This window comes from Massilia sp. Masssp94 (assembly GCF_059491305.1).
Window position 1 is genome coordinate 2,818,957 of sequence record NZ_CP168501.1, and the last position, 25,622, is coordinate 2,844,578.

The following is a 25,622-nucleotide window of genomic DNA, read 5'->3' on the forward strand; positions in this document are numbered from 1 at the left end:
ATGAGAGGATCTCATCGACCAGGCATTTTCTCATGAACAAACGCCAGTTCCTCGGCGCCGCGGCGGTCGCGGGCGCCCTTCCGATCGCCGGCCACGCGGCGCAACCGTCCGGCCGCGGCCCTGCCCTGCTGACAGTCACTGGAGACATTTCGCACAGCAATCGCGGGCCGCTCGACCCGGCGCTGGACCAGATGATGCACAAGCACCAGGTCACGTTCGCGAAAGCCTGGGCGTTCGATTACGCCAGCCTGCTGGCCCTGCCGCCCGTGACGATCCGCCCGACCCTGGAGTACGACGGCAGGCCGCACACGCTGCGCGGCCCGCTACTGACGGACGTGCTGGCGCGCGCCGGCGCAACGGTGGGCGACAGGACGATCCTGATCTTGCGCGCGGTGGATGGCTACAACGTGGAACTGCCGGTCGCGCAGGCGCGTGCGCGGCGCTTCATCGTGGCCACGCACATCGATGGCAATCCGATGCCGCTGGGAGGACTTGGGCCGCTATGGGCCGTGTACGACGCCGACCGGGTGGCCGAGATGGCGGCACTGCCGCTGCCGCAGCGCTTTGCCGCCTGCCCGTGGGCGCTGTACCACGTGGAGGTGAAAGCCTGATCAGGCGTAGGCTTCGGCCAGGCTCATCACGCGCGGCGTGACCTTGATGCCGACGTTGCCGAACAGGGTGTCGAGCGCGGCCAGGTTGGCCGTGCATTCCTCGGTCTTCCAACCGTTGAACAGGTCGGTGCCGTTCTTCTGGAAATGCAGGTCGAGGACTTTGCCCTTGTCCTTGTGGACATAGGTCTGTTGGTAAGTGCTCTCGAAGCCGAGCTCGGCCAGGGCCGTCAGCACGGCCCGCGGCGGATTGTCCGGATCGGTGGCCATGAATACGCCGAACGTCTTACCCGGCGGCTTTGCTGCCACGTCGACTTCATAAATGCCCGGTGCCTTGGTGACACTCGTACTTTTCAGGAACAGCATGCTGTCGTCCTCCACGCATGACGGCGGCGCCGTCATCCAATAAATTAAAATCAGACACAGCTTATTGCAGTATGGGAACTTTGTCGACGAATGGTTTTCGAGATTTTGCTCTAGTGCAACAGGTCAGGCGGACAATAACCCGATGACACTGCCCGCAACGAGGGCACCGCACGCCAGCATGCCGACGATGAAGCCGATCTCGCGCTTGGCCGGATCGCGGTAATAGCCGAGCGCATACAGAATCCGTCCGACGCACCACAGCAGCCCGCCCGCGGCCGCCCAGCGATCGCCCAGATAGTGGCCGCACAGCCATAGCGGCGCCAGCACCAGCGGCAATTGTTCCAGCGTGTTCGCCTGCGCCCGTTGCGCGCTCTGGAACGGCAGCGGCCCCTCCATCATTGGGGCGGGCACGTTGTACTTGTTCCTGGCCCAGCCGGCCATGACGCCGGTCCAGAAATACACGCCCAGTGCGGCCAGCGTGGCCCATGCAGTCAACATCATGTGGTCTCCAACAAAAAAGCCCATCTGTTTGGGCAGACAGGCTTTTTACAACATGACGCACAACGGCGCAATCACGCCGGTCCAGGTTTTCAGCTCCGGCGGCGGCGCACACCCAGCGCCAGCATGCCGGCACCGACCAATGCAAGCGATGCGGGCTCCGGTACGTAGGCGCCATTGACCCGGATCGCCGGCACGTTATAGTAACTTTCGAAACGTCCCAATGCCTCACCGTCGAGTGAACGGTAGATCCCCTGATCCCAGGATTCGTCACGGTTGTAATAATAAAAATTCTGGTTGGATTCACCGTCGAACGAGAACTCGATCAGGTAATTCCAGTATTCGTTGATCACGACGTCGGGAACGTTGAAGTCGATCCACGCGAGCCCGTTGGTGGTGACCACCGAACTGCCGGACGCGAGCGTGTCGAGCTTCGCGACGTCGTTGCCCAACGAGTCGATCGTATATATGCCCCAATGCAATTCGGTGTTGGCCAGGTCCACATAGACGCCGACGCTCGATATGGTTTCCTGGGTCGTCACCCGGAAACCGATACCGCGCCCCATGGACCACGCGTCGTTCGAATGCGTCGAACCGATGTACCCCGCCGGGTCGTTAGGCGGGATAAAAGTGATCGGCGCAGCCGCCGCCAGACTGCTCACCACAAACATCGTGCTCGCTACACCGGCTTTCCAGAATTTGTTAAACATGGATTTGCCCTCCCCTCGTGTTTTAGCGCGAGAGGAGACGCAAAAATAATGCCCGAATTTTTTCTTTCGAAAATACAGGGCGTTACGCCATCAAGGAAAAATCCCGACAGTGAATTGTAAATTCCGTCGACAAAATACGTGACATGGCGTTACATACCGCGAGGCTTGCGCCGCGCCAGATCCCATGTCGCGGAGGCGAGGGCGTCGTACAGTGCGCCCGTCGGACCGTCCCAGGCCGCGACGGCCGCGTGCTGGCGCGCCACGGTCGCCGCATCGCCGCGCGCGATGGGTCCGGACAGCGCCGCTTCCGGCCCCAGCCGCAGCACATTCGATAAAGTTTCGGTCGCGAGCGGCCGCGCCAGTTCGCGCGCCACGTCGGCCGGGATGCCGGCGGCCTCGTAGGCGCGCAGCGCGGCATCCATCACGGTCACCAGGTAGTTCGACGCGAACACGGCGGCCGCGTGATACACGGTCTTGGCGGCGGGGTCGATCCGCACGGGCCGCGCACCGATCGCCTCGAAGGCGGGCAGCAGGACCGCCAGCGCGGCTACATCGCCTTCCACGCCGCAGAACGTGCCGTCGAACGCCGCCGCGACCGCGGCCGGATCGGCGAAGCTGCGCACCGGATGCACGCTGGCCACGACAGCCCCCGCCTGGCGCAACGCCTCCAGCGCCGTGGACGCCTTGGCGCCGCTGCAATGAAACACGACGGCGCCCGCCATCGGCGCGGATTGCGCCAGGGCGGCGGCGACACCGGCGATGGCATCGTCCGCCACGGCCAGCATCCACACGTCGGCCGGCCGCAACGTGCCATCGCCATCGGCCGGCGTACCGGCGCCGATGAATGCGACGGCGTCGCGCGCGCTGTCAGGGCCGCGCGTTTTGACGTCCTGCACGGCGAACACGCCGCGCGCAACAAACAGGCGGCCGAGGGCGCGGCCCACGTGGCCGGCGCCGACGATGTTCAGGGTCGTCATCATTGACTGGACTCAGAAACGGGACTTAGAAACGGGAGCCCGGCTGGCGCAGGAATTCGACTTCTTCCGGCGTCGACGCGCGCCCGAGGATCTCGTTACGGTGCGGGAAGCGGCCGAAGCGCGCGATCACGCCGCGGTGGCGGTGCGCGTAATCGAGCATCTCGTCGAAGCCCGGATGTTCGGCCGCCAGCACGCCGAACAGTTCGACGGCGCGCTCCTGCATGTACGCGTCCTCGGCGTGCTCGAACGGCATGTAGGCGAAGGCGCGCTGCAGCGGCGGCAGCTCGCGGTCGGCGCCGCTGTCGACGAGAGATTTCGCGGCCGCCAGCGCCAGCGCATCGCCGGCGAAGGACAGGGGCGTGTTGCGATGGGCGTTGCGGGTGAACTGGTCGAGCACGAGGATGCGCGCGAGGGTGCCCCGCGGTCCCTGCGCATCCCATTCGCGCAGGCCGCCGGCCAGCGCCTGTTCGATGGCGGCGCCGAAGCGGTCGCGGATGACGGCATCGAATTCGTCCTTCTTGACGAACCATTCGCGGCGCGGTTTTCCGGCGTCAAGGCTGCCCGGTGCGCCGAACCAGAAATCGAGAACGTCCTGGGGTGTCATTCATGTCCCTTCATATCAATTGCGTGCATGCGAAAGCTGGAAGCCGTCCACGCCTTCGAACGTGCACAGCTCGCTGGCCAGCAGCGACAGCGGCGCGCCCGGCTTGCCGGGCAATTCCAGCGCGACGAAATGCCACTCCTGGCAGCCCTTCTCGCTGGAGATCGTGAGCGAGCCGCCGGCGATCTCGTAGCCGCGCTCCAGCGCCGCCTGGCGCAGCGTCTCTTCCTGCGGATAGACGCCGGGCTTGAAGTGCAGCGTGACGGCCACCGCATGGCGCGACGGCAGCAGGCCCACGGCCTTGTTCAGGTAGATCATGATCATCGCGGAGAAGAACGCGAGACCCATCGCGGCCATGTAGAACCCGAGGCCCACGAGGATGCCGATCACGGACGACGACCAGATCGACGCCGCCGTCGTCAGGCCGCTGATGTTGAAGCCCGAACGCATGATGACGCCGGCGCCGAGGAAACCGATGCCCGTCACGACGCCCTGGATCACGCGCGTGGGATCCACCAGTGCCACGGACGACCCGTGCCCGCCGAACCAGTGGCTCGGATAGCCGGCGACGATCGTCAGCGCGCACGACGCCATGCACACGAGGCCATACGTGCGCATGCCGGCCGCGCGGCCGTGGTACGAACGCTCGTAGCCGACCATGAGGCCCAGCAGCAGCGCGCCCGCCAGGTTCAGGAGGATCAGCGCGTTCGTGGCCAGTTCGGCCTGCGACCAGTACGCGCCGACCAGCTCCGGCAGCGTGAGGGCCAGGTCGTTCGATGCGGGAGCCGTCAAGGCTTTTTCCTGACCAGCTGTTTTTCGAATTCGACGTCGTGCTTGCTGATGCGCTTGACCTCTTGCGGACCGAGGCCGTTGACGAACGCCACGAACTCGTCGAGCTCGAGCGGCGCGCACAACGGCGGCGCGCCCGGCTTTTCGGACAGGAAGAACAGGCCGTCGCCGGTGCGCGCCATCGAATACGACGTCACGCCGGTGCGCCGCTTGAGTCGGTCGACGGCGGCACTGGCGCGGGTGGAACGTGCTCCTGCCATGTCAGATCTCCTTGGTACGCAGTTCGAGCCAGTCGCGCGCGGCGCCGGTCACGTGCGGCAGCAGGCGCGCGCGCACGCTGCGGTGGTAGTCGTTGAGCCACGCGACCTCGTCGCCGCGCATCAGCGACAGGTCGATGCAGCGCGTGTCGATGGGGCACAGGGTCAAGGTCTCGAAGCCGAGGAATTCGCTTTGAGGATCAATGGCTCCATCGCCCACCACGCGCGTCAGCACGAGGTTCTCGATGCGGATGCCCCACTGGCCGGGGCGGTAGATGCCCGGCTCGTTCGACGTGATCATGCCCGGTTCCATGGCCGTATGCGGCTCCGGCGGCGCCGACGGCGAGATCACCTGCGGCCCCTCGTGCACGTTGAGGAAGTAGCCGACGCCATGGCCGGTGCCGTGGCCGTAATCGATTCCAGCCGCCCAGATCGGGGCGCGCGCCAGCGCATCGAGCATCGGCCCTTTCGTCCCGCGCGGGAAGCGCGCGACGGACAGCGCGATCATCCCTTTCAGCACCAGGGTGAAGTCGCGCTTTTGCGCGGCGGACGGCGTGCCGACGGGGACGACGCGCGTGATGTCCGTCGTGCCGCCCAGGTACTGGCCGCCGGAGTCGATCAGCAGCAGGCCGTCGCCCTCGATCACGGCGCAGTTGTCTTCGGACGCACGGTAGTGCATGATCGCGCCGTTCGCATTGAAGCCGGCGATGGTGCCGAAGCTGGGGCTGACGAAGTGCGGACGGCGGGCGCGGGCCGCCGTGATCTGCTCGTCGATGTGGACTTCGTTCAGCGGCGTGCGGTTCGGATCGGCCAGCGTCCGCTCGAGCCATGCGAAAAATTCGCACAGGGCGGCGCCGTCCTGTTCCATCGTGTCGCGCACGTGGTCCATCTCGGCATCGAGCTTGCGCGATTTCGCCAGGGTCGTCGGGTTGATGGCTTCCACCACGCGCACATGCGCCGGCACGGCGGCGCGCATGCCGGCCGTGATGCGGCGCGGATCGACCAGCAGCGTGCTGTCGGGCGGCAGCGCCGCCAGCGCCTGCCGCGCCCCCTCGTACGGCGCCACGCGCACGCCGTCCTGTTCCAGGCGCGCACGCAGGCTCCCATCGATCTTGCCGTCGGCGACGAACAACGTGGCGCCCATCGCTTCCACGAGCGCGTGCGCGAGAAACACGGGATTGAAGCTGACGTCGGCGCCGCGCAGGTTGAACAGGTAGGCGATGTCGTCGAGCGTGGAGATGAAGTGACGTTCGGCGCCGAGCCTCGCCATCGCGTTGCGCGTCGCATGCAGTTTATCGGCGCGATCGAGCACCGCGAATGGCGCCACATGTTCGTAGACCGGCTCGGGCGGCAGGCCCGGGCGGTCATCCCAGATCTCGTCCAGCAGGTCGAGGTCCGTGCGCAGTTTCACACCGCGGGCGGCCAGCGCATCGCCCAGCAGGCGCGCGACGGCGAGACCCAGCACGCGCGCGTCCACGGCGACCGTCCGGCCTGCGTCGAGGGTGTCGGCCAGCCAGTCGATGTGCAGCAGGCTCGCGCCGGACGGGATCTTCATCAGCCGGATGCCCGTGCCGGCCAGTTCGTTCTCGGCCTGCGTGTAGTAGCGGCCGTCCGTCCACACGCCGGCGAAGTCGTGCGTGGCGATGAACGTGCCGACGGACCCCGTGAACCCGGACAGCCATTCGCGGCCCTTCCAGCGGCCGGGCAGGTATTCGGACAGGTGCGGATCGGCGGACGGTACGATGAAGGCATCGACCTGGTGGCGCGCCATCGCGGCGCGCAGCTTCTCGAGGCGCTCGGCGCGCACACGGGTGGAATCAGGTGCTGGCATGGTGGCTCGGTTGTCGGGTGATGTGTTTATCAAGCCGGTATGATACGCCCTCTGAAGCATACCGCCGACCCGCGCCGCCGGAAATCGCGCGCAAGCGCAAACTGACGGATAATCGCACGCCCAGGGATCAATCCGATCCTGCAACCGACCCTGAAATATCATGCAAGACTTTCACTACAACCGCGCCCGCGCGCTGCTGGCCAATGCCGAGGAAATCGTCAGCGCGGACACCGTCCAGGCGGCCGTACGCAACGTCGCCGAAGTGCTGAACCAGCGTTTCGACAATGACGACACGGGGGAATTTCCCCTGGTGCTGGGCGTCATGGGCGGCGCGGTGGTGTTCACCGGCAACCTGCTCCCGCAATTGACGTTCCCGCTCGAATTCGACTACATCCACGTCACCCGTTACGGCGACCTGGACCGTGGCGGCGAAGTCGTGTGGAAAGTCATCCCGCGCCAGGACGTCACGGGCCGCACGATCATCATCGTCGACGACATCCTCGACGAAGGCGAAACGCTGGCCCACGTGAAGCAGCGCCTGCTGGACATGGGCGCGGCCGAGGTGATCCTGGCCGTGTTTGCGGACAAGGAACTCGGTAAAGTGAAACCGGTGCAGGCGGACATCGTCGGCCTGACGGTGCCGAACCAGTTCGTCGTCGGCTTCGGCATGGATGCGCACGGGTATTGGCGCAATTTGCCGGGGTTGTGGGTGATTCGGGATGCGGACAAGGTGCTGGGCTAAGCGCCCGCCCCGTCGTTCCCGCGAAAGCGGGAACCCATACTGAGTTTCCGAAGTCGAAAAAGCTGCGTACTTCGGTACTTCAGCATGGATCCCCGCTTTCGCGGGGATGACGTGATCAGGCCTTCAGGCCCAGCCTTTCCCTTGCCGCCTGATACTGCTGCGTCAGGCGCTCCACCATCTCCGCGACAGTCGGCACGTCATCCATCAGCCCGACGCCCTGCCCCGCGCCCCAGATATCGCGCCACGCCTTGGCGCTGCCGGAACCAAAACTCATCTTGCTCTTGTCCGACACCGGCAGGTTGTCCGGATCCAGCCCGGCCGCCACGATCGATTTTTTCAGGTAGTTGCCGTGCACGCCCGTGAACAGATTCGTGTAGACGACGTCGGCCGCCGTCGATTCCACGATCGCGCTGCGGTAGGCGTCGGTGACGTTCGATTCGCGCGTGGCCAGCCAGCGCGAGCCGATGTAGGCGAAGTCGGCGCCCATCGCCTGCGCGGCGAGGATGGCGTCGCCCGTCGCGATGGAACCCGACAGCGCGATCGGGCCGTCGAAGAATTTGCGCACTTCGCCGACCAGCGCGAACGGCGACAGCGCGCCCGCATGGCCGCCGGCGCCGGCCGCGACGAGGATCAGGCCGTCGACACCCGCTTCCAGCGCCTTTTCCGCGTGACGGATCGAAACCACGTCGTGCATGACGATGCCGCCATAGGCGTGCACGGCGTCCAGCATCTCTTTCGGCGGCGCGCGCAGCGACGAGATGATGATCGGCACCTGGTGCTTCACGCACACGGCCACGTCGTGTTCCAGGCGGTCGTTCGACTGGTGCACGATCTGGTTGACGGCGATCGGGCCCACCTTCCGGTCCGGATGCAGTTCCTGGTAATCCGCCAGCTCGCGCTGCAGGTCCGTCAGCCACGTGTCGAGCAGCTCGGCCGGACGCGCGTTCAGCGCGGGAAAGGAACCGACGATGCCCGCCTTGCACTGCGCGGCCACCAGCGCGGGACCGCTGGCGATGAACATCGGCGACGCGATGACGGGGAGGGACAGGTTTTGCAGGACGGGAGGCAGCGCCATGGGTTTCTCGCGATAGTTGATCGGACCCGTCGATTATGGATTAGAAAAGCACGATCGTGCTAGATTCCGAGCTCTAAATTTGCAGCGCCGGCATCAATCGAACGGAATCTGTTCTTCGCGCCGGCGGATCTCCGCCCACACGGCGCGCTTGGTGTCGTCGTCGGCGCGGCCCCACGCGACGATCTCGTCGATGGTGCGCAGGCAGCCCTCGCACAGGCCCGTCACGGGCGACATCTTGCACACATTGATGCATGGGGACGGCACGGGCGTCTGTTGTTCCGGCAAAAGACGTGTCTCGTTCATGCCGCGGCCTGTGCAACTGTCGGTATTGTGTCGCGCCACTTGGAGCGCCGACTGGTCTGGGATATAGGACACATGGTGCGCAGATTAACCTACCGGGACGAATCGCGCTTGACCGACAAGCCCACCCGCGTAGACTGGGGCTCTTCCGTTGCGCGTTGCGCTTACCCCATCTGTAAGGTTCGCGCAAGCTTTGCCATCAAGACTGAACCCTCGATCGATGCCTCAGCCACGCGCCGGCGCATTGCCGACACACCCCACAAGGAGTGCCGATGTCCCTGAATCACAAGTTCCTGGCGCAAATGCGCGCTGCAACCCGATCCCTGATGCGCCGCGGCCCGTCCGTTGCCCGCACCGTCATCCGGGAATCCGTCAAGAATGCCACCGCCGTGCAGACCGCAGCGGTCAAAAGCGTGGAATCCATCACGCCGCCGGCCTCGAATTATCCGACCTACGACGCCTTTTCCGACATGCTGGCCGACCTGTCCCGCCTGGGCCAGAGTGCGAATCCGTTCAATGTGCCCCCGCTGTCGACGGGCGCGGCCGCGATCGGCCTGCCCGGCCATTTCATCGACGCCAGTTATTCGAACGACGCGGGCACCCGCGACTACAAACTGTATATCCCGAGCACGTATGCCGGACAGCCGGCGCCGCTGCTCGTGATGCTGCACGGCTGCTCGCAGCATCCCGACGACTTCGCGCTCGGCACGGGCATGAACGCCCTCGCCGAGGAATATGGCTGCCTCGTCGCTTATCCGGCCCAGTCGCAGCAGGCCAACGCGACGCGCTGCTGGAACTGGTTCAGCGCCGCGGACCAGCAGCGCGGCCAGGGCGAGCCATCGATCATCGCCGGGCTCACGCAGGACATCATGGCGCGCTACGTGATCGATCCGAAGCACGTCTACGTCGCGGGCCTGTCCGCGGGCGGCGCGATGGCGGCCATCATGGGCACGCTGTATCCGGAGCTGTACGCGGCCGTCGGTGTCCACTCCGGCCTGCCGTTCGCGGCGGCGCACGACCTGCCGTCGGCGATGGCCGCGATGAAGGGCGATTTCCGCACCGGCCACAAGCCGGGTAAATCGTTGCCGATCATCGTGTTCCACGGCGACCGCGACACGACCGTGCATCCGGCCAACGGCCACGAACTGATCAACCAGCGCCGGCGCCACCCATCGGAAGACGTCGTCGTCGAACCCGGCAACGTGCCAGATGGCCACGCCTATACGCGCACCGTGCACCGCCGGCCCGACGGCAGCATCCACGCGGAACACTGGGAGATCCACGGTTCCGGCCACGCCTGGTCGGGCGGCGATACGCGCGGCAGCTATACGGATGGCAAAGGCCCGAACGCGAGCCGCGAAATGATGCGGTTCTTCCGGACGGCGCGCTGACGCTTACATACCCGGCGCCTTGTCGGCCTGTTGCGCGATATGCTGTTCGAGGCAGGCCGGACACCAGCACCCGGCCGCTGCGCCGGGCACCGGCAGCGGGACCACGGGCGGCAGCTTCGTGCACCAGCACGGTGCACCATCGGTACCATCCGCCATCGCGCAACCGAATTCGGCGCCGCATTGTGAACAAGTGCTCATGCAAAGGTGACATCGTGTATCCAGATGTAATGCACCTTAACGGCCGGTGCCGGAAAATACAACATAGAACTTCTATAATGGCCACTGCGGTAGGCTATTGCCTGTAAAATCTCGCAAATTCTTTTCCGGACCCCCAATGAACGCAACGCTGAGCAATCTGACGGGCGACGACCAGAACAACGACCTGACTGCGGTCTCGCCGCAGATCAAGGCACAGATCCTGGCCGAAGCGCTCCCCTACATCCGTAATTTCCACGGCAAGACGATCGTCATCAAGTACGGCGGCAACGCGATGACCGACGAGCGCCTGAAGCACGGCTTCGCGCGCGACGTGATCCTGCTGAAGCTGGTCGGCATGAATCCGGTCGTGGTGCACGGCGGCGGTCCGCAGATCGACAACGCCCTGAAAAAAATCGGCAAGCAGGGCACCTTCGTGCAAGGCATGCGCATCACCGACGAAGAAACCATGGAAGTGGTGGAGTGGGTGCTGGGCGGCGAAGTCCAGCAGGACATCGTCATGCTGATCAACCACTACGGCGGCCAGGCCGTGGGCCTGACCGGCAAGGACGGCGGCCTGATCCGCGCACGCAGGATGGCCATGCCGGACAAGGAAAAGCCGGGCGAGTTCCTCGACATCGGTTTCGTCGGCGAAATCGAAGCGATCAATCCGGCCGTCGTGAAAGCGCTGCAGGACGACGCCTTCATCCCGATCATCTCGCCGATCGGTTTCGGCCAGGACGGCCAGGCCTACAACATCAACGCCGACGTCGTCGCCGGCAAGATCGCGGAAATCCTGAAAGCCGAAAAGCTGATCATGATGACGAATATCGCCGGCGTGCAGGACAAGAGCGGCAACCTGGTCACCGACCTGTCGGCACGCGAGATCGACGAGATGTTCGCAGACGGCACGATTTCCGGCGGCATGCTGCCAAAAATCTCGTCGGCGCTGGACGCCGCCAAGTCGGGCGTGAACACCGTGCACATCATCGATGGCCGCATCGAGCACTCTTTGTTGCTGGAAGTCTTGACCGAACAGGCTTTTGGCACTATGATCCGCTCGCACTGAATTTCTGTGGCGTCTGAATGGCGCCACAAGAATCACTGCCCTTGTAGCTCAGTGGTAGAGCACTCCCTTGGTAAGGGAGAGGCCACGTGTTCAATCCACGTCAAGGGCACCAGGATTTGTCCAGATTCCCGCCTGTTTTGGTATCCCCGATGCCTGACGTAACGGATAAGACAAGCATCTTGTTCACGCTGCGCGTTTGCGCGGCAGGAATGCAGGACACTCGCGGCGCGATGACAAGCGTCAGGATGCGAGAGAGGAGTAAAAGCTGGAGCGGTAGTTCAGTTGGTTAGAATACCGGCCTGTCACGCCGGGGGTCGCGGGTTCGAGTCCCGTCCGCTCCGCCAGAATTAAGAAAAAGGGTCCGATTTTTCGGACCCTTTTTTGTTTCGCATCCGCCGTTCCCGCGTGCGCGGGAAGTCATTTCCGGCAATGCCGGGAATGACGGCTCAGTAGACCCGTTCGATCGTCACCCCGCTTTGTTCAAGCAAAGCCGGCACACTCCCCGTCCCCAATAAATGCAGCACGCCGATCGCGGCCACGGTCCGGTCTTCCGCACGCAGCAATTGCAGCAGGCGCTCGGCCAGCCCGACGTTCCTCTCCTTCAGCAGCACCTGGGTCACGAAGCGGCCTGACACGCTCCGGTCCGTCTCGCACCGCTCCGCCATCCGGTCGAGCGCCTGCCGGTCCGCGGTACTCCAGGCCCGCACGACTTCCCGGGCCTCCGTGCGCTGGGCGCCGGATTCGATCGTGTCCATCATTTCTTCCAGAAACCGCCAGCGATCCGGCATCGGCAGGCGGTCCAGCTGCGCCAATTGGCCGCCCAGCGATTCCAGCGCCAGCACCCGGACGTGGTGCCGGCGCGCCTGGCGGGCCAGCCACGCATCGCTCGACAGGTCGACCCGGTACCCTTGGCGCGTGTATTCGGCCAGTGTCAGCATCGTCGCCAGCAGCACCGGTTTGAAGCTCAACATCGATGACGCGTCGAGGCCCCCCTGCTGCAACAGCCTGTCGAGACGCCGCTTCTGCTCGGGCGGCAGGCTGTCGTAGGCGGGATTGCCGGGCGCGAGCATGCCGTACGTGCGCAGCGCGTCCTGCAGGTCGGCACGCGGCTGGTCGGGATCGATCTCGAGCGCCAGCGTCGATGCCTCGGCCAGCGCGCCCGTGAGGCGGTCTTCGAGTGGATAGAAGTCCGGCAGGCCGACGTGCAAGGTGCCGAACAGATGCATCACGTGGCCGTCCAGCGTGAGCCGGAACAGCGCACCGCGGTCGGTCGCATGGGCCAGCGGCGTGGCCAGCAGGCATACCAGAATCAGGTGGAAGAAGCGGCGCATACGCATCCTCGCGGAAGTCATCCTTGACCCATTCTGGATCGGCCCGACAGCCGGGCATGCGATCTGGATCAGAGGAAGAAACGCGCTGCGTCATGCCGATATAATCTGAACTCCCTTGTCCGTTCCGTTCCCACCGTGTCCAAGCTCCCCTCGCCTGTCTGGCTGTTCGACCTCGACAACACGCTGCACGATGCATCGCACGCGATCTTTCCGGCGATCAGCGCCAACATGAACACGTACATCGCGCGCGTGCTCGGCGACGGCGTCACGCCCGCGAGCCAGGAAACCGTCGACGCGGCCCGCGTCGGCTACTGGAAGCGCTACGGCGCGACGCTGCTGGGCATGATCCGCCACCACCGCGTCGACGCGGCCGACTTCCTGCGCCAGACGCACGACATCGGCGCCCTGCACGAGCTGGTGCGCTACGAGCGCGGCCTGGAGCGCCTGCTGCGCCGCCTGCCGGGACGCAAGATCCTGCTGACGAACGCGCCCACCGCGTATTCGACGGGCGTCGTGCGCCACATCGACCTGCAGCGCCAGTTCGCCCACCACGTCGCGATCGAGGACATGCGCGTGCACGGCCGGCTGCATCCCAAGCCGTCGAAGCTGATGCTGCGCCGCCTGCTGCGGCGCCACGGCGTGTCGGCGCGGCGCTGCATCCTCGTCGAGGACACGCTCATCAACCTCAAGCGCGCCAAGCAGCTCGGCCTGCGCACGGCCTGGGTCACGCAATACCTGCGCTACAGCGATCCGATCGGCAAAGCCCCCCTGCCGAAGATGGTCAAACGCCCCGGTTACGTCGATGTCAAAGTAAAATCCGTTCTTCGGCTGCCCGCGCACCTGCACCGGCTCGCCCCCAGACATCACACGGAGAACCTCTAACAACATGGCAAGCACCAAGCCGGGCCAACGCAAGCAGCAGATCCTCCAGGCCCTGGCGGCCATGCTCGAACACCCGAAGGGCGAGAAGATCACCACGGCGGCGCTGGCCGCCCGGCTGTCGGTGTCGGAAGCGGCCCTGTACCGCCATTTCGCCAGCAAGGCGCAGATGTTCGAGGGCCTGATCGAATTCATCGAGGGCACCGTGTTCACCCTGTTCAACCAGGTCGCGGAACGCGAGGACAATGGCGTCGCGCAGGCGCATGCGATGCTGCAGATCCTGCTGTCGTTCTCCGCCAGCAATCCGGGCATGACGCGCGTGCTGATCGGCGATGCCCTCGTCGGCGAGGACGACCGCCTGGTCCTGCGCATGAACCAGTTCTACGACAAGGTCGAGCTGGCGTTCAAGCAGGCGCTGCGCGTGGCCAGCACGCAGGGCCACGGCCGTGAGGAAGACGTGGCCGCGCGCGCCGGGATGCTCGTCGCGTACGTGACGGGACGCTGGCACCGCTACGCCAAGAGCGGTTTCAAGCAGCACCCTGTCGAGAACAGCCCGCTGCAGCTGGCCCTCCTCCTCGCCGCCTGATATCGATCGCCATGAGCGCCATGGACGCCACCGTGTTCGCCCTGCTCGATGACGCGAGCCCCGAAGGCCATGCGCAGGCGCGCTCGCGCCTGTACGAGGGCTATGCGGGCGTGCTGGCATGCCAGCACGTGGAAGACTGGCCGCGCTTGCTGGACGGCGTCCAGGACGCCCTCGCGCGCGGCCTGCACGCCGTGCCGGTGCTGACCTATGAACTGGGCGAGCAGTTGCTCGGCATCGCGGCACCGCGCGAGCTGCACGCGGCGCTGGCGCAGGTGCTGCTGTTCGAGCGCTACACGATGCTGGATGCGGACCAGGTCGACGCGTGGCTCGCCGCAGACGAAGCCAGTGGCCCGGCCGGCATCGGCGCCGTGCGCGCCAACGTCGACGAGGCCACGTTCGCCCAGGCCATCGACCGCATCCGCGACTACATCGCGGCCGGCGACACCTACCAGGTCAACTACACGTACCGTCTCCGCTTCGACGCCTTCGGCGACATCAGGCAGCTGTACGCGCGCCTGCGCGCACGCCAGCCGGTGCCCTACGGCGCCCTCGTCTCCCTGCCGGATGGCCGCGCGGTGCTGTCGCTGTCGCCGGAACTGTTCGTGCGCCATGACGCGGGCCGCCTGCTGGCGCGTCCGATGAAGGGCACGGCGCCCGCGGACCTGCACGACGATGTCGTGAACGCCGTGCGCGCGCAGCAGCTGGCCGCCGATCCGAAGAACCGCGCCGAGAACCTCATGATCGTCGACCTGCTGCGCAACGACCTGGGACGCATCGCGCGCACCGGCAGCGTGGGCGTGCCCGCGCTGTTCGAGGTGAAGCGCTACAGCAGCGTGCTGCAGATGACGTCCACCGTGCAGGCCCAGCTCGCGCCGGGCACCACGTTGCAGGACATCTTCACGGCCCTGTATCCCTGCGGCTCGATCACGGGCGCGCCCAAGCGCCGCACGATGGAAATCATCCGCGAACTGGAGCCGGCCGCGCGCGGCATCTACACGGGCGCGATCGGCTGGATCGATCCGCCGGCGGGCAGCGGGTTCGGGACGCTGCAGCATGCGCGGTTCGGCGATTTCTGTTTATCCGTCCCGATCCGCACGCTGACCCTGCTGCCGGAACAGAACGGCGTGCGGCACGGAGAGCTCGGTGTGGGCGCGGGCATCGTGTACGACAGCGACGCGGGCGCCGAGTTTGCCGAATGCCGGCTCAAGGCCGGCTTCCTCACGGGCCTGCCGAACGACTTCGAGATCTTCGAGACCATCCACGCCACGCGCGCGGACGGGTGCCGTCACCTGGAACGCCACCTTGCGCGCCTGGGTGCATCGGCCGCGTATTTCGGCCATCCGTTCAAGCCGGACCTGGCGCGTGCAGCCGTGGTGGAAGCCTGTGCCGCGCTGCCGGACGACGCCCCGCACCGCGTGCGGCTCGCGCTGCGTCCCGACGGCGAGATCGTCGTGCAGACGGGGGCGCTGGCGCCCTTGCAGGAACCGGTCGCCGTGCTGCTGGCGGACGCGCCCACGCGCGCGCACGACGTCTTCCTGCGCCATAAGACGAGCATCCGCAGCCGCTACGACGCCGCCTGGCGCGCGGCGGAAAGCGCGGGCGCCTTCGACACGCTGTTCTTCAACGAGCGCGGCGAATTGACGGAGGGCGGCCGCAGCAACGTGTTCGTGAAGATCGGCGGCCGCTGGTACACACCGCCGCTGTCGTCCGGCGTGCTGCCCGGCGTGATGCGGGGCGTGCTGCTGGACGATCCGGCCTGGGGCGCGATCGAATGCCCGCTCACGCGCGCGAGCCTCGCGCGTGCGCAGGAAATCGTCGTCTGCAACGCGCTGCGCGGGCCGCTGCGCGCCGTGCTGCGCAAGTAAAAAGGGCCAGCACGAGGCCGGCCAAAACCGGCCAGTTACGGCCGGCACGCTTTTGGAGGAAGCGGGGATTCGGTGCTGCGGGCGTTCAGGCGGGGAGGTGCATCGTGGGACTCTTCTTCATTTGGATTCGATGAAGACAGTCTATTGAACCACCTCAACAAAATCGTTGATGTGCATCAAAATGCCCACGATGGGATGATTGGCGGGCTCAGCCTTTGAGTGCCTGCTCGATCTTGCCGACGAGGGTAGGATCTTCCGGCGTCACCTTGCTCGGGAAGTAATCGATGACTTTGCCGTTGCGGTCGATCAGGTATTTGTTGAAGTTCCACTTGGGCTGGTTGCCCGTCGCCTTGATCAGCTCCGAATACAGCGCATTGGCTTTATCTCCGGAGACGACGGTGCTCGTGAACATCGGGAACTTCACGCCGTACGTGTTGTAGCAAAGGTCGGCGATCTTCTTCGCGTCCGCGTCTTCCTGTTTAAAGTCGTTCGACGGGAAGCCCAACACGACGAGGCCGCGCGGCGCGTACTTCGCGTACAGCTTTTCCAGGCCTTCGTACTGCTTGGTGAAACCGCAGTAGCTGGCCGTGTTCACCACCAGCACGACCTTGCCGCTGTACTGGCACAGGTCCTGCGGCGCTTCGTCCTGCAGGCGGTTGAAGGTGTGCTTCAGCACGGCGGGGCAGCTGGCCGGCTGGGCGACGGGCTGGGCGGCCGGGGTCTGCGCCAGCGCGGGTGCCGCCGTCATCGTGGAGAACGTCGCGGCGGCGCCGAGGGAAAGCAGCAAAGCGGTGGACTTGAACATGGTCGGAAATCGCACGGGTTGGTGGATCTTCATTCTATGCCAATCGGCGCGGACCGGCAGGCTCAGCCGTCGACTCAGTTGTCTATCCTTACCTTCGACATGTCCGCCTTCGGCTGAGGCCATTCGAGCTTCATGCCCTGCATCGTTTCCAGCATCAGGTGCGCGATGATCAGGTTGCGGTGCGTCTTCGAATCGGCCGGCACGATGTACCACGGCGCGTGGTCGCAGTCCGTCGCGTTGATCGCGTCGGCGTAGGCGCCCTGGTAGACATCCCATTTCTCGCGCGCGGTGAGGTCGGCCGGGTCGAACTTCCAGTGCTTCTCCGGGTCGTCCAGGCGCGCCTGCAGGCGCTCGCGCTGCTCGTCTTTCGAGATGTGCAGGAAGACCTTCATGATCGCCGTCCCCGTCTCCGCCAGCATGCGTTCGAAGTCGCGGATGTGGGCGTAGCGGCGCTCGAGGTCCATCCCGTCCAGCGTGCCGAGAATGCGCGGCACGAGCACGTCCTCGTAATGGCTGCGGTTGAAGATCCCGATTTCTCCCTTGGCCGGCACGCGCGCGTGCACGCGCCAGAGGAAATCGTGGGCTTTTTCCTTCTCGGTCGGGGCCACGAAGCCGGTGGCGTGCAGGCCCATCGGATTGATCTGCGAGAACAGCGCGCGCACGGTGCCATCCTTGCCGGAGGTATCCATGCCCTGCAGGATCAGCAGCAGCTTCTGGTCGCGCGCGGCGTACAGCTTTTCCTGCAGCTTGGCCACTTCGGCCGTCAGCTCGGCAGTAAGCGCTCGCTCGCGCTCCTTGAGTTCGCCATTCTTGAGCTTGCCCTTCTTGTCGTCGCGCAGCGGGGTGGCGCCGGCATCCTTGTCGCGCAGTTCCAGGTTTTTCGGCGCGCGGAAGCGTTCCAGCATGCTCATGCGGCCTGTTCTCCCAGCTTGCGGTGTTCGATCAGCATGCAGTGGTTCATGACCACGTCGAGGCCGGCGGCGCGGGCCAGGTCGGCGGCGACCTGGTTCTCGATGCCGAGCTGCATCCACAGACAGCTGGCGCGCACGTCGATGGCGTCCTTGGCGATCGGCGGAATCTCTTCCGACTTGCGGAAGCAATCGACGATGTCGATGCGCGTGCCGGACGACGCCAGCGCGTCGGCCGCCTCCTGCAAGGTGGCGTAGACGGTCTCGCCGAGGATCACCTGGCCGGCGTAGGCGGGATTGACGGGGATGATGCGGTAGCCCTGCTCCTGCAGGTAGCTGGCGACTTCCAGGCTGGCGCGTTCGGGCTTGTTCGAGAGCCCGACGACGGCCACGGTCCGGGCTGCGCGGAGGATTTGTTCGATGGTTCGCATGCTAAGCCTGAGTTTGTCTTGTCGTTGACACTAGCTTATCAGGTTTGCATCATCAGACGGCGCAGGATACCGATTCGGGGTCAGAGCACATTTCGGCAAAGATTCGGGGTCAGAGCACATTTTTAAGCAATGGTTCTGAAGAACGCTTTGCGCAAGGGTCGCCATGCCGGGCGGGCTACCGGCATCGCTTACCAGGGCTTTGATTCGCAGAAGCCATTGTTCTAAAAAGTACTCTGACCCCGAATTTCGCGATAAATGTGCTCTGACCCCGAATTTGGGCAATAAAAAAGGCAGCCGGGGCTGCCTTTCTTTTGAGCGCTCGAAAAACGAGCGATCAGCGTCCTTTATGACGCAGCTTGGCGATGGCCGCCAGCTGGGCGATCGCCGCCGCCAGTTCGGCTTGCGCCTTGGCGTAGTCGATCTGCGAGTCCTTGTTGACCATCAGCTCTTCGGCCTTGCGCTTGGCTTCCTGGGCTTTCGCTTCGTCCAGGTCGGCACCGCGGATCGCGGTGTCGGCGAGGACGGTCACGCCTTTCGGCTGGACTTCCAGGATGCCGCCGGCAACGAACACGAACTCTTCGTCGCTGCGGCCCGCCACCTTGATGCGCACGGCACCCGGGCGGATGCGCGTGATCAACGGGGTGTGCATCGGGTAGATACCCAGCTCACCCGCTTCACCCGGCAACGCGACGAATTCCGCTTCGCCCGAAAAGATCTGCTCTTCGGCCGAGACGACGTCAACGTGAATGGTATTTGCCATAAGTGTCCTTTGAAGAGGCTAGCTCTTAAGCAGCCAGCTTCTTGGCCTTTTCGATCGCTTCTTCGATGGTGCCGACCATGTAGAACGCCTGCTCCGGCAGGTGGTCCAGCTCGCCCGACGCGATCATCTTGAAGCCCTTGATCGTGTCTTTCAGCGAGACGTACTTGCCCGGTGCGCCCGTGAACACTTCAGCGACGTGGAACGGCTGCGACAGGAAACGCTGCATCTTGCGCGCGCGTGCGACGACCAGCTTGTCTTCCGGTGCCAGTTCGTCCATGCCCAGAATCGCGATGATGTCACGCAGTTCCTTGTAGCGCTGCAGGGTGCCCTGCACGGCGCGCGCGGTCGTGTAGTGCTCTTCGCCGACGACCAGCGGATCCAGCTGGCGCGAGGTCGAGTCCAGCGGGTCGACTGCCGGGTAGATACCCAGCGAGGCGATGTCACGCGACAGAACGACGGTCGAGTCCAGGTGGGCGAAGGTCGTGGCAGGCGACGGGTCGGTCAAGTCGTCCGCAGGGACGTACACGGCCTGGATCGAGGTGATCGAACCGGTCTTGGTCGACGTGATGCGCTCTTGCAGGCGGCCCATTTCTTCGGCCAGCGTCGGCTGATAGCCCACGGCGGACGGCATACGGCCCAGCAATGCCGACACTTCGGTACCGGCCAGCGTGTAACGGTAGATGTTGTCGACGAAGAACAGAACGTCCTTGCCTTCGTCACGGAACGCTTCCGCCATCGTCAGGCCGGTCAGCGCGACGCGCAGACGGTTGCCCGGCGGTTCGTTCATCTGGCCGTAGACCATCGCGACCTTCGAGTTGCCCAGGTTGTCCAGATCGACGACCTTGGCATCGGCCATTTCGTGGTAGAAGTCGTTACCTTCACGGGTACGCTCACCCACGCCGGCGAACACGGACAGACCCGAGTGCGCCTTGGCGATGTTGTTGATCAGTTCCATCATGTTCACGGTCTTGCCGACGCCGGCGCCGCCGAACAGGCCGACCTTACCGCCTTTGGCGAACGGGCAGACCAGGTCGATCACCTTGATGCCGGTTTCCAGCAGGTCTTGCGACGGCGACAGCTCGTCGTAGGCCGGGGCGGTGCGGTGGATCGACGCGGTGCGTTCCTGGCTGACCGGACCGCGCTCGTCGATCGGGTTGCCCAGCACGTCCATGATGCGGCCCAGCGTGGCCGGACCAACCGGAACCATGATCGGGTTGCCGGTGTTCTGGATGGTCATGCCGCGACGCAGGCCTTCCGAGCTGCCCAGCGCGATGGTGCGGACGATGCCGTCGCCCAGCTGCTGCTGCACTTCCAGCGTCAGTTCGGAGCCTTCCATTTTCAGTGCGTCATACACCTTCGGCATGGCGTCGCGCGGGAATTCCACGTCAACCACCGCGCCGATACACTGAACGATTTTGCCATCAGCCATTTTCGTTCCTTCAGATATAGTTTTAATGTCGTTTCGTGAGGTCGCTACGTCGCTCAGCTGCTGATCGCAGCTGCGCCCGACACGATCTCGGAGAGTTCTTTGGTAATCGCCGCCTGGCGGGTCTTGTTGTAGACCAGCTTCAGCTCGCCGATGACGTTACCCGCGTTGTCGGTCGCGGCCTTCATTGCCACCATACGCGCCGATTGCTCGGACGCCAGGTTCTCGGCCACCGCCTGGTAGATCAGCGCTTCCACGTAACGGACCAGCAGCTCGTCGATCACGACTTGCGCGTCCGGCTCGTAGATGTAGTCCCACGAGTGGGCGCCGCTGTCCGCTTCCAGGTGACCGGCCGGCAGCGGGAGCAGCTGCTCGATGACCGGTTCCTGGCGCATGGTGTTGATGAACTTGGTGTAGCACAGGTACACCGCGTCCAGCTGACCATCCTGGTAAGCGTCGAGCATGACCTTGATCGGGCCGATCAGCTTTTCCAGGTGCGGGGTGTCGCCGATCTGGGTGACGCTCGACACGACCTTCACGCCGACACGGTTCAGGAAACCCAGACCTTTATTGCCGATTGCAACGGCTTCAATGCGTTTGCCCGCGCTTTCCAGCTCGCGGGACTTCTGCGTCACCTGGCGCAGCACGTTGGTGTTCATGCCGCCGCACAGACCCTTGTCGGTCGTGACGACGATGAAGCCGACGGCTTTCGCCTCGACGTCCTTGGCTTGCGCCATGAACGCGTGGGTGTACTCCGGGTTCGCAGTGGCGAGGTTGGCCGTGATGTTACGGACCTTCTCGCTGTAGGGACGGGCGGCGCGCATCCGGTCCTGCGCCTTGCGCATCTTGGACGCGGCGACCATTTCCATCGCCTTGGTGATCTTCTTCGTATTTTCTACGCTCTTGATCTTGCCTCGTATCTCTTTGCCTGCTGCCATGAGCCCTTACTCCTTAAGGGGACGGGGGGAGAGCCCCCGTCCCGAGATCCATCAATAAGCCGGTCTTAGAACGACTTCTTGAAATCGGCGACGGCGGCGGCCAGCGCTGCTTCGCTGTCCTTGTCCAGTGCCTTGGTCTCTTCGATCTTCGACAGCAGCGCGCCGTGGCTCGACTTCAGGAAGCCATGCAGGCCCGCTTCGAAATCCAGCACGCGCTTGACGTCGATGCTGTCGAAGTAGCCCTTGTTCACTGCGAACAGCGAGGCGGCCATCAGCGAGATCGGCAGCGGCGAGTACTGCTTCTGCTTCAGCAGTTCGGTCACGCGCGCACCGCGGTCCAGCTGCTTGCGGGTCGACTCGTCCAGGTCCGATGCGAACTGCGCGAACGCGGCCAGTTCACGGTACTGCGCCAGGTCGGTACGGATACCGCCGGACAGGCCCTTGATGATCTTGGTCTGAGCTGCGCCACCGACGCGCGACACCGAGATACCCGCGTTGATTGCCGGACGGATACCCGCGTTGAACAGCGAGGTTTCCAGGAAGATCTGACCGTCGGTAATCGAGATCACGTTGGTCGGCACGAATGCCGAGACGTCGCCCGCTTGCGTTTCGATGATCGGCAGTGCGGTCAGCGAACCGGTCTTGCCCTTGACGGCACCGTTCGTGAACTTCTCGACGTAGTCGGCGTTCACGCGTGCGGCACGCTCCAGCAGACGCGAGTGCAGGTAGAACACGTCGCCAGGATATGCTTCGCGGCCCGGCGGGCGGCGCAGCAGCAGCGAAATTTGACGATAAGCGACTGCCTGCTTCGACAGGTCATCATAGACGATCAGCGCGTCTTCGCCGCGGTCGCGGAAGTATTCGCCCATCGCGCAGCCCGAGTAGGCCGAGATGTATTGCATTGCTGCCGATTCCGACGCCGACGCGGCGACGACGATCGTGTATTCCATCGCGCCGTGCTCTTCCAGCGAGCGGACGATGTTCTTGATGGTCGAAGCCTTCTGGCCGATTGCGACGTACACGCAGGTGACGCCCTGGCCCTTCTGGTTGATGATCGAGTCGACTGCGACAGCCGATTTACCGGTCTGGCGGTCGCCGATGATCAGCTCGCGCTGGCCACGGCCGATCGGCACCATCGCGTCGATCGACTTGATACCGGTCTGCAGCGGCTGCGACACGGATTCACGGGCGATCACGCCCGGGGCGATCTTTTCGATCGGCGAGGTCAGCTTGGCGTCGATCGGACCCTTGCCGTCGATCGGCTGGCCCAGTGCGTTGACGACGCGGCCGCGCAGTTCCGGACCGACCGGCACTTCCAGGATGCGGCCCGTGGTCTTGACGGTGTCGCCTTCCGAGATGTTCTCGTAGGCACCCAGGATCACGGCGCCGACCGAGTCGCGCTCGAGGTTCATGGCGAGGCCGAAGGTGTTGCCCGGGAATTCCAGCATCTCGCCCTGCATCACGTCCGACAGACCATGGATGCGGCAGATACCGTCGGCGACGGAGATCACCGTGCCTTGGTTACGAACATCAGCCTGACCTTCGAGGCCCTGGATGCGGCTCTTGATCAGTTCGCTGATTTCAGACGAATTAAGTTGCATGAGTGCTAACTCCTAATAGTTTCTTGATGCGTAGGGCAAGTCCTGGACGCGGCGACGGTGCTTGTCTAGCGATTCTCAGGCGACCAGCGCGTTGTGCATCTGCTGCAGCTTCGCGCGGACCGAGGTATCGAGCACTTCATCGCCGACGACCACGCGCACGCCACCGATCAGCGACGGATCGACCACGACCGTGGGGTTCAGCTTGCGGCCAAATTTCTTTTCCAGCGTGGCGACCAGCGGGTTGAGCTGGTCGGCCGAAAGTTCAAACGCGCTGTGGATCGTCGCGTCGGCGGCGCCTTCCTGTGCGTTCTTGAGCACAGCAAACTGGGCACCGATTTCCGGCAGCAGGGCAACGCGGCCGTTCTCGGCCAGCATCGCAATAAAGTTCTTCGCTTCAGGGCTCAAAGGCGACTTGACCATCGACGCGATCGCATCGGCAAGCTGTGCGTGCGTGACGATCGGATTGGCAGCAAAAGCCTGCACATCCGGATTGGCACCGATCTGCGCCAGTTCCGCGACGGTGGCCGACCAGGCGGCCATGTCGCCCTGCTGGGCGACGCGGAACAGGGCTTCGGCGTAAGGGCGGGCGACGGTTGCGAGTTCAGCCATGATCAGAGCTCGGTCGACAGGCGGTTCAGCAGGTCGGCGTGGGCCGCTGCGTTGACTTCGCGCTTCAGGATCTGCTCGGCACCGGCGACGGCAAGGGTAGCCACCTGGCCACGCAGTTCTTCGCGCGCGCGGGTGATTTGCTGTTCCGCGTCGGCCTTGGCACCTTCGATGATGCGTGCGGCTTCGACGGATGCCTGCTGCTTGGCTTCTTCGATGATCGCTGCGGCGCGCTTTTCGGCGTCGGCGATACGCTTGGTGCTTTCGTCACGCGTTGCAGCCAGTTCGGCGGCGATGCGCTTTTCTGCGGCGGCCATTTCAGCCTTGCCACGGTCGGCGGCTGCCAGACCATTCGCGATCCTCTCGGCGCGCTCGTCGAGCGCTTTCATCAGCGGCGGCCACACGAATTTCATCGTGAAAACAACCAGGATGAAGAAGACCACGAACTGGGCAAACAAAGTTGCATTCAAGTTCACGGTGTATTCCTTCTCACAAAAACGGATGCCGAACCTGGGGGGTTCGGCTGTTCAGAACCGAATAATGATTCGATTAGGCGTGGAACGGATTTGCGAAAGCGAACAGCATGGCGATACCGACGCCGATCAGGAATGCCGCGTCGATCAGACCAGCCAGCAGGAACATCTTGGTCTGCAGGGTGTTCATCAGTTCAGGCTGACGTGCCGAAGCTTCCAGGTATTTGCCGCCCATCAGAGCGATACCGATACAGGCACCGATTGCACCCAGGCCGATGATCAGACCGCAAGCCAGCGCAACGTAAGAATAGTCAGTCATTAGATTTACTCCAAAAGTATGTTAAAAAATTAAAAATTTACAACTTCTTTACTACCACTATCTTGTTCGTTCTTGCGATCGCGTCTGTCAGTGGCTCTCGTGGGCCTGACCGATGTAGACCAGCGTCAGCATCATGAAGATGAATGCCTGCAGGACAACGATCAGGATGTGGAAGATCGCCCAGACCGAACCCGCAATCACGTGACCGACGAAGCCGAACGCGGTTGCCATGGAGCCCAACAGGGCGATCAACAGGAACAACAGCTCGCCGGCATACATGTTGCCGAACAGTCGCATAGCGAGCGACACGGTACGGGCTGCATATTCGATGATGTTCAACAGCAGGTTGAACGGAGCCATGTAGATGCCGAACGGTGCAGCGAACAGCTCATGCACCCAGCCACCGACGCCTTTGACTTTCAGGTTGTAGTACAGGACCACGGCCAGCACGCCCAGCGCGATGCCCATGGTGCCGTTCAGGTCGGCGGTCGGGACGACGCGGTGGGTCGGGAACAGGTGCTCGACGCCGAGGACGCGGAACAGGGACGAGAACAGGTCGACCGGGAGGAAGTCCAGCGAGTTCATCAGGGCAACCCAGACGAACACGGTCAGGGCCAGCGGTGCGATGAAGCTGCGGTCACCGTGGATGATGGATTTCGACTGGTCTTCGACCATCTCGACGATCATTTCGACGAAGGCCTGGAAACGGCCCGGCACACCCGCGGTAGCGTTGCGCGCGGCCAGCCACATGATCAGGCAGCCGACCACGCCGGCAAAGATCGACCAGAAAATGGTATCGATATTCCAGACGTGGAAATCGACCACGAAGCTCTGGTGACCTGCAGTCAGGTGGTGGAGGTGGTGCTGGATATATTCACTTGCGGTTGGCGCATGCTCCGCCGCGGTTTCTACCGTGTTCGTCATTGTTTATGCCCAAATAATAAAATGATGTAACTTTTCAGCGCCACGATGAACCCGCCCAGCAGGGCCAGCCAGTTCAGGCCGTGGTACAGCCGCGCCGTTGCGTACAGCAGCGCGAGCGTTAAAGCAATCTTTACAAATTCCCAGATGAAAAATGTGGCAGGGTTTGGACCGCCCATTTTTTGTGAACTGGCGAACAGGCGAAACGCCATGATGCCATTGGGCACGACACAACACATCCCGCCAAGTACCGCCGAAAACATCGCAGCCCACCCCCCAAGCAGTCCGGCGATCACGCCGGCCACAAGTGTTGCCAGGATTTGCAGGGAGACCAAGCGCAGCATTTTTCTGTTCTTTTCGCGCC

At 64.1% G+C, this 25,622-nt stretch carries 31 protein-coding genes and 2 tRNA genes; 9 read left to right on the forward strand and 24 right to left on the reverse strand.

The window, feature by feature from the left end; translation table 11 throughout:
* Window positions 1-32 precede the first annotated feature (32 nt).
* Window positions 33-611 carry a putative pterin-binding protein gene (locus ACEN9G_RS12485; RefSeq protein ID WP_413337007.1) on the forward strand — a complete coding sequence of 193 codons (579 nt, stop codon included), beginning with the start codon at window positions 33-35 and terminating at the stop codon, window positions 609-611.
* Here the strand turns inward: ACEN9G_RS12485 and ACEN9G_RS12490 are convergent, their stop codons facing one another.
* From ACEN9G_RS12490 to ACEN9G_RS12525, 8 genes are all read right to left on the reverse strand, one after another.
* A complete protein-coding gene (locus ACEN9G_RS12490) occupies window positions 612-974 on the reverse strand; it encodes a hypothetical protein (RefSeq protein WP_413337006.1) in 363 nt (120 codons plus the stop codon).
* A gap of 123 nt (window positions 975-1,097) precedes the next feature.
* Window positions 1,098-1,475 (reverse strand): MAPEG family protein, encoded by a 378-nt coding sequence (locus tag ACEN9G_RS12495; protein WP_413337005.1) that lies wholly within the window; start codon window positions 1,473-1,475, stop codon window positions 1,098-1,100.
* 89 nt (window positions 1,476-1,564) lie between these two features.
* Window positions 1,565-2,182: a PEP-CTERM sorting domain-containing protein gene (locus tag ACEN9G_RS12500; protein ID WP_413337004.1), complete on the reverse strand. Its 618-nt coding sequence runs from the start codon at window positions 2,180-2,182 to the stop codon at window positions 1,565-1,567.
* A gap of 149 nt (window positions 2,183-2,331) precedes the next feature.
* Window positions 2,332-3,162: a Rossmann-like and DUF2520 domain-containing protein gene (locus ACEN9G_RS12505; protein ID WP_413337003.1), complete on the reverse strand. Its 831-nt coding sequence runs from the start codon at window positions 3,160-3,162 to the stop codon at window positions 2,332-2,334.
* A gap of 22 nt (window positions 3,163-3,184) precedes the next feature.
* Window positions 3,185-3,763 (reverse strand): DUF924 family protein, encoded by a 579-nt coding sequence (locus ACEN9G_RS12510; protein WP_413337002.1) that lies wholly within the window; start codon window positions 3,761-3,763, stop codon window positions 3,185-3,187.
* A gap of 15 nt (window positions 3,764-3,778) precedes the next feature.
* Complete coding sequence (locus tag ACEN9G_RS12515) at window positions 3,779-4,552, reverse strand: MgtC/SapB family protein (protein WP_413337001.1); 774 nt, start codon at window positions 4,550-4,552, stop codon at window positions 3,779-3,781.
* Window positions 4,549-4,809 carry a hypothetical protein gene (locus ACEN9G_RS12520; protein WP_258817532.1) on the reverse strand — a complete coding sequence of 87 codons (261 nt, stop codon included), beginning with the start codon at window positions 4,807-4,809 and terminating at the stop codon, window positions 4,549-4,551. The genes ACEN9G_RS12515 and ACEN9G_RS12520 overlap by 4 nt, the downstream gene beginning before the upstream one ends.
* A 1-nt stretch (window position 4,810) precedes the next feature.
* Window positions 4,811-6,637 carry an aminopeptidase P family protein gene (locus ACEN9G_RS12525; RefSeq protein ID WP_413337000.1) on the reverse strand — a complete coding sequence of 609 codons (1,827 nt, stop codon included), beginning with the start codon at window positions 6,635-6,637 and terminating at the stop codon, window positions 4,811-4,813.
* Between the two features lie 160 nt (window positions 6,638-6,797).
* Here ACEN9G_RS12525 and ACEN9G_RS12530 point away from each other — a divergent pair, with 160 nt between their 5' ends.
* Complete coding sequence (locus tag ACEN9G_RS12530) at window positions 6,798-7,379, forward strand: hypoxanthine-guanine phosphoribosyltransferase (RefSeq protein WP_413336999.1); 582 nt, start codon at window positions 6,798-6,800, stop codon at window positions 7,377-7,379.
* Between the two features lie 115 nt (window positions 7,380-7,494).
* Here the strand turns inward: ACEN9G_RS12530 and ACEN9G_RS12535 are convergent, their stop codons facing one another.
* Together ACEN9G_RS12535 and ACEN9G_RS12540 are read right to left on the reverse strand one after the other, a co-directional pair.
* Window positions 7,495-8,454 carry an NAD(P)H-dependent flavin oxidoreductase gene (locus ACEN9G_RS12535; protein ID WP_413336998.1) on the reverse strand — a complete coding sequence of 320 codons (960 nt, stop codon included), beginning with the start codon at window positions 8,452-8,454 and terminating at the stop codon, window positions 7,495-7,497.
* Window positions 8,455-8,547: 93 nt separating this feature from the next.
* Window positions 8,548-8,757, reverse strand: a complete 210-nt coding sequence (locus ACEN9G_RS12540; protein ID WP_413336997.1) for a DUF1289 domain-containing protein — start codon at window positions 8,755-8,757, stop codon at window positions 8,548-8,550.
* A 269-nt stretch (window positions 8,758-9,026) separates the two neighbouring features.
* Between ACEN9G_RS12540 and ACEN9G_RS12545 the strand changes: the two genes are divergently transcribed.
* Window positions 9,027-10,145 carry an extracellular catalytic domain type 1 short-chain-length polyhydroxyalkanoate depolymerase gene (locus tag ACEN9G_RS12545; RefSeq protein WP_413336996.1) on the forward strand — a complete coding sequence of 373 codons (1,119 nt, stop codon included), beginning with the start codon at window positions 9,027-9,029 and terminating at the stop codon, window positions 10,143-10,145.
* Window positions 10,146-10,148: 3 nt separating this feature from the next.
* Here the strand turns inward: ACEN9G_RS12545 and ACEN9G_RS12550 are convergent, their stop codons facing one another.
* Entirely contained in the window at window positions 10,149-10,343 is a 195-nt protein-coding gene (locus tag ACEN9G_RS12550; RefSeq protein ID WP_413336995.1) for a cysteine-rich CWC family protein, read from the reverse strand.
* A gap of 136 nt (window positions 10,344-10,479) precedes the next feature.
* Between ACEN9G_RS12550 and argB the strand changes: the two genes are divergently transcribed.
* The 3 genes from argB (at window position 10,480) to ACEN9G_RS12565 (ending at window position 11,753) form a co-directional block, all read left to right on the forward strand.
* The gene (argB, locus tag ACEN9G_RS12555) at window positions 10,480-11,409 is read left to right on the forward strand and encodes an acetylglutamate kinase (protein ID WP_413336994.1); all 930 of its coding nucleotides are present in this window, start codon (window positions 10,480-10,482) and stop codon (window positions 11,407-11,409) included.
* A 37-nt stretch (window positions 11,410-11,446) separates the two neighbouring features.
* Window positions 11,447-11,521 (forward strand) — tRNA-Thr (locus ACEN9G_RS12560).
* Window positions 11,522-11,676: 155 nt separating this feature from the next.
* Window positions 11,677-11,753: transfer RNA gene (locus tag ACEN9G_RS12565), tRNA-Asp, on the forward strand.
* Window positions 11,754-11,855: 102 nt separating this feature from the next.
* Here the strand turns inward: ACEN9G_RS12565 and ACEN9G_RS12570 are convergent.
* The gene (locus tag ACEN9G_RS12570) at window positions 11,856-12,740 is read right to left on the reverse strand and encodes a TraB/GumN family protein (RefSeq protein WP_413336993.1); all 885 of its coding nucleotides are present in this window, start codon (window positions 12,738-12,740) and stop codon (window positions 11,856-11,858) included.
* Between the two features lie 105 nt (window positions 12,741-12,845).
* On the opposite strand from ACEN9G_RS12570, the gene ACEN9G_RS12575 reads away from it, so the two are divergent.
* Genes ACEN9G_RS12575 through ACEN9G_RS12585 form a run of 3 tightly spaced genes read left to right on the forward strand, consistent with a single transcriptional unit; the run spans window position 12,846 to window position 16,070 of the window.
* Entirely contained in the window at window positions 12,846-13,622 is a 777-nt protein-coding gene (locus ACEN9G_RS12575; protein ID WP_413337014.1) for an HAD-IA family hydrolase, read from the forward strand.
* Window positions 13,623-13,626: 4 nt separating this feature from the next.
* The gene (slmA, locus tag ACEN9G_RS12580) at window positions 13,627-14,205 is read left to right on the forward strand and encodes a nucleoid occlusion factor SlmA (protein WP_413336992.1); all 579 of its coding nucleotides are present in this window, start codon (window positions 13,627-13,629) and stop codon (window positions 14,203-14,205) included.
* Between the two features lie 20 nt (window positions 14,206-14,225).
* Entirely contained in the window at window positions 14,226-16,070 is a 1,845-nt protein-coding gene (locus ACEN9G_RS12585; RefSeq protein WP_413337013.1) for a chorismate-binding protein, read from the forward strand.
* Between the two features lie 208 nt (window positions 16,071-16,278).
* Here ACEN9G_RS12585 and ACEN9G_RS12590 read toward each other — a convergent pair whose 3' ends face one another.
* The 12 genes from ACEN9G_RS12590 to ACEN9G_RS12645 all read right to left on the reverse strand — a co-directional run bounded on the left by ACEN9G_RS12590 (window position 16,279) and on the right by ACEN9G_RS12645 (window position 25,602).
* Window positions 16,279-16,875 carry a glutathione peroxidase gene (locus tag ACEN9G_RS12590; RefSeq protein WP_413336991.1) on the reverse strand — a complete coding sequence of 199 codons (597 nt, stop codon included), beginning with the start codon at window positions 16,873-16,875 and terminating at the stop codon, window positions 16,279-16,281.
* Window positions 16,876-16,949: 74 nt separating this feature from the next.
* On the reverse strand, window positions 16,950-17,786 hold the full coding sequence (locus tag ACEN9G_RS12595) for a PPK2 family polyphosphate kinase (protein WP_413336990.1): 837 nt from the start codon (window positions 17,784-17,786) through the stop codon (window positions 16,950-16,952).
* Window positions 17,783-18,214 (reverse strand): CoA-binding protein, encoded by a 432-nt coding sequence (locus ACEN9G_RS12600; protein WP_413336989.1) that lies wholly within the window; start codon window positions 18,212-18,214, stop codon window positions 17,783-17,785. The genes ACEN9G_RS12595 and ACEN9G_RS12600 overlap by 4 nt, the downstream gene beginning before the upstream one ends.
* Before the next feature lie 334 nt (window positions 18,215-18,548).
* Window positions 18,549-18,974, reverse strand: coding sequence for a F0F1 ATP synthase subunit epsilon (locus ACEN9G_RS12605; RefSeq protein WP_413336988.1), 426 nt, complete (start codon window positions 18,972-18,974; stop codon window positions 18,549-18,551).
* A 25-nt stretch (window positions 18,975-18,999) separates the two neighbouring features.
* Entirely contained in the window at window positions 19,000-20,403 is a 1,404-nt protein-coding gene (atpD, locus tag ACEN9G_RS12610; protein ID WP_105378643.1) for a F0F1 ATP synthase subunit beta, read from the reverse strand.
* Between the two features lie 53 nt (window positions 20,404-20,456).
* Complete coding sequence (gene atpG / locus ACEN9G_RS12615) at window positions 20,457-21,338, reverse strand: F0F1 ATP synthase subunit gamma (protein ID WP_056133854.1); 882 nt, start codon at window positions 21,336-21,338, stop codon at window positions 20,457-20,459.
* A gap of 65 nt (window positions 21,339-21,403) precedes the next feature.
* Window positions 21,404-22,939: a F0F1 ATP synthase subunit alpha gene (gene atpA, locus ACEN9G_RS12620; protein ID WP_413336987.1), complete on the reverse strand. Its 1,536-nt coding sequence runs from the start codon at window positions 22,937-22,939 to the stop codon at window positions 21,404-21,406.
* 75 nt (window positions 22,940-23,014) lie between these two features.
* Window positions 23,015-23,548, reverse strand: a complete 534-nt coding sequence (locus ACEN9G_RS12625) for a F0F1 ATP synthase subunit delta (protein WP_413336986.1) — start codon at window positions 23,546-23,548, stop codon at window positions 23,015-23,017.
* A gap of 2 nt (window positions 23,549-23,550) precedes the next feature.
* Entirely contained in the window at window positions 23,551-24,021 is a 471-nt protein-coding gene (locus ACEN9G_RS12630; RefSeq protein ID WP_056133845.1) for a F0F1 ATP synthase subunit B, read from the reverse strand.
* Between the two features lie 73 nt (window positions 24,022-24,094).
* Window positions 24,095-24,337, reverse strand: coding sequence for a F0F1 ATP synthase subunit C (atpE, locus tag ACEN9G_RS12635; protein ID WP_056133842.1), 243 nt, complete (start codon window positions 24,335-24,337; stop codon window positions 24,095-24,097).
* Between the two features lie 87 nt (window positions 24,338-24,424).
* The gene (gene atpB, locus ACEN9G_RS12640) at window positions 24,425-25,261 is read right to left on the reverse strand and encodes a F0F1 ATP synthase subunit A (RefSeq protein WP_371764107.1); all 837 of its coding nucleotides are present in this window, start codon (window positions 25,259-25,261) and stop codon (window positions 24,425-24,427) included.
* Window positions 25,258-25,602 carry an ATP synthase subunit I gene (locus tag ACEN9G_RS12645; protein ID WP_056133835.1) on the reverse strand — a complete coding sequence of 115 codons (345 nt, stop codon included), beginning with the start codon at window positions 25,600-25,602 and terminating at the stop codon, window positions 25,258-25,260. Before ACEN9G_RS12645 ends, atpB begins: the two co-directional genes overlap by 4 nt.
* Between the last annotated feature and the right edge of the window lie 20 nt (window positions 25,603-25,622).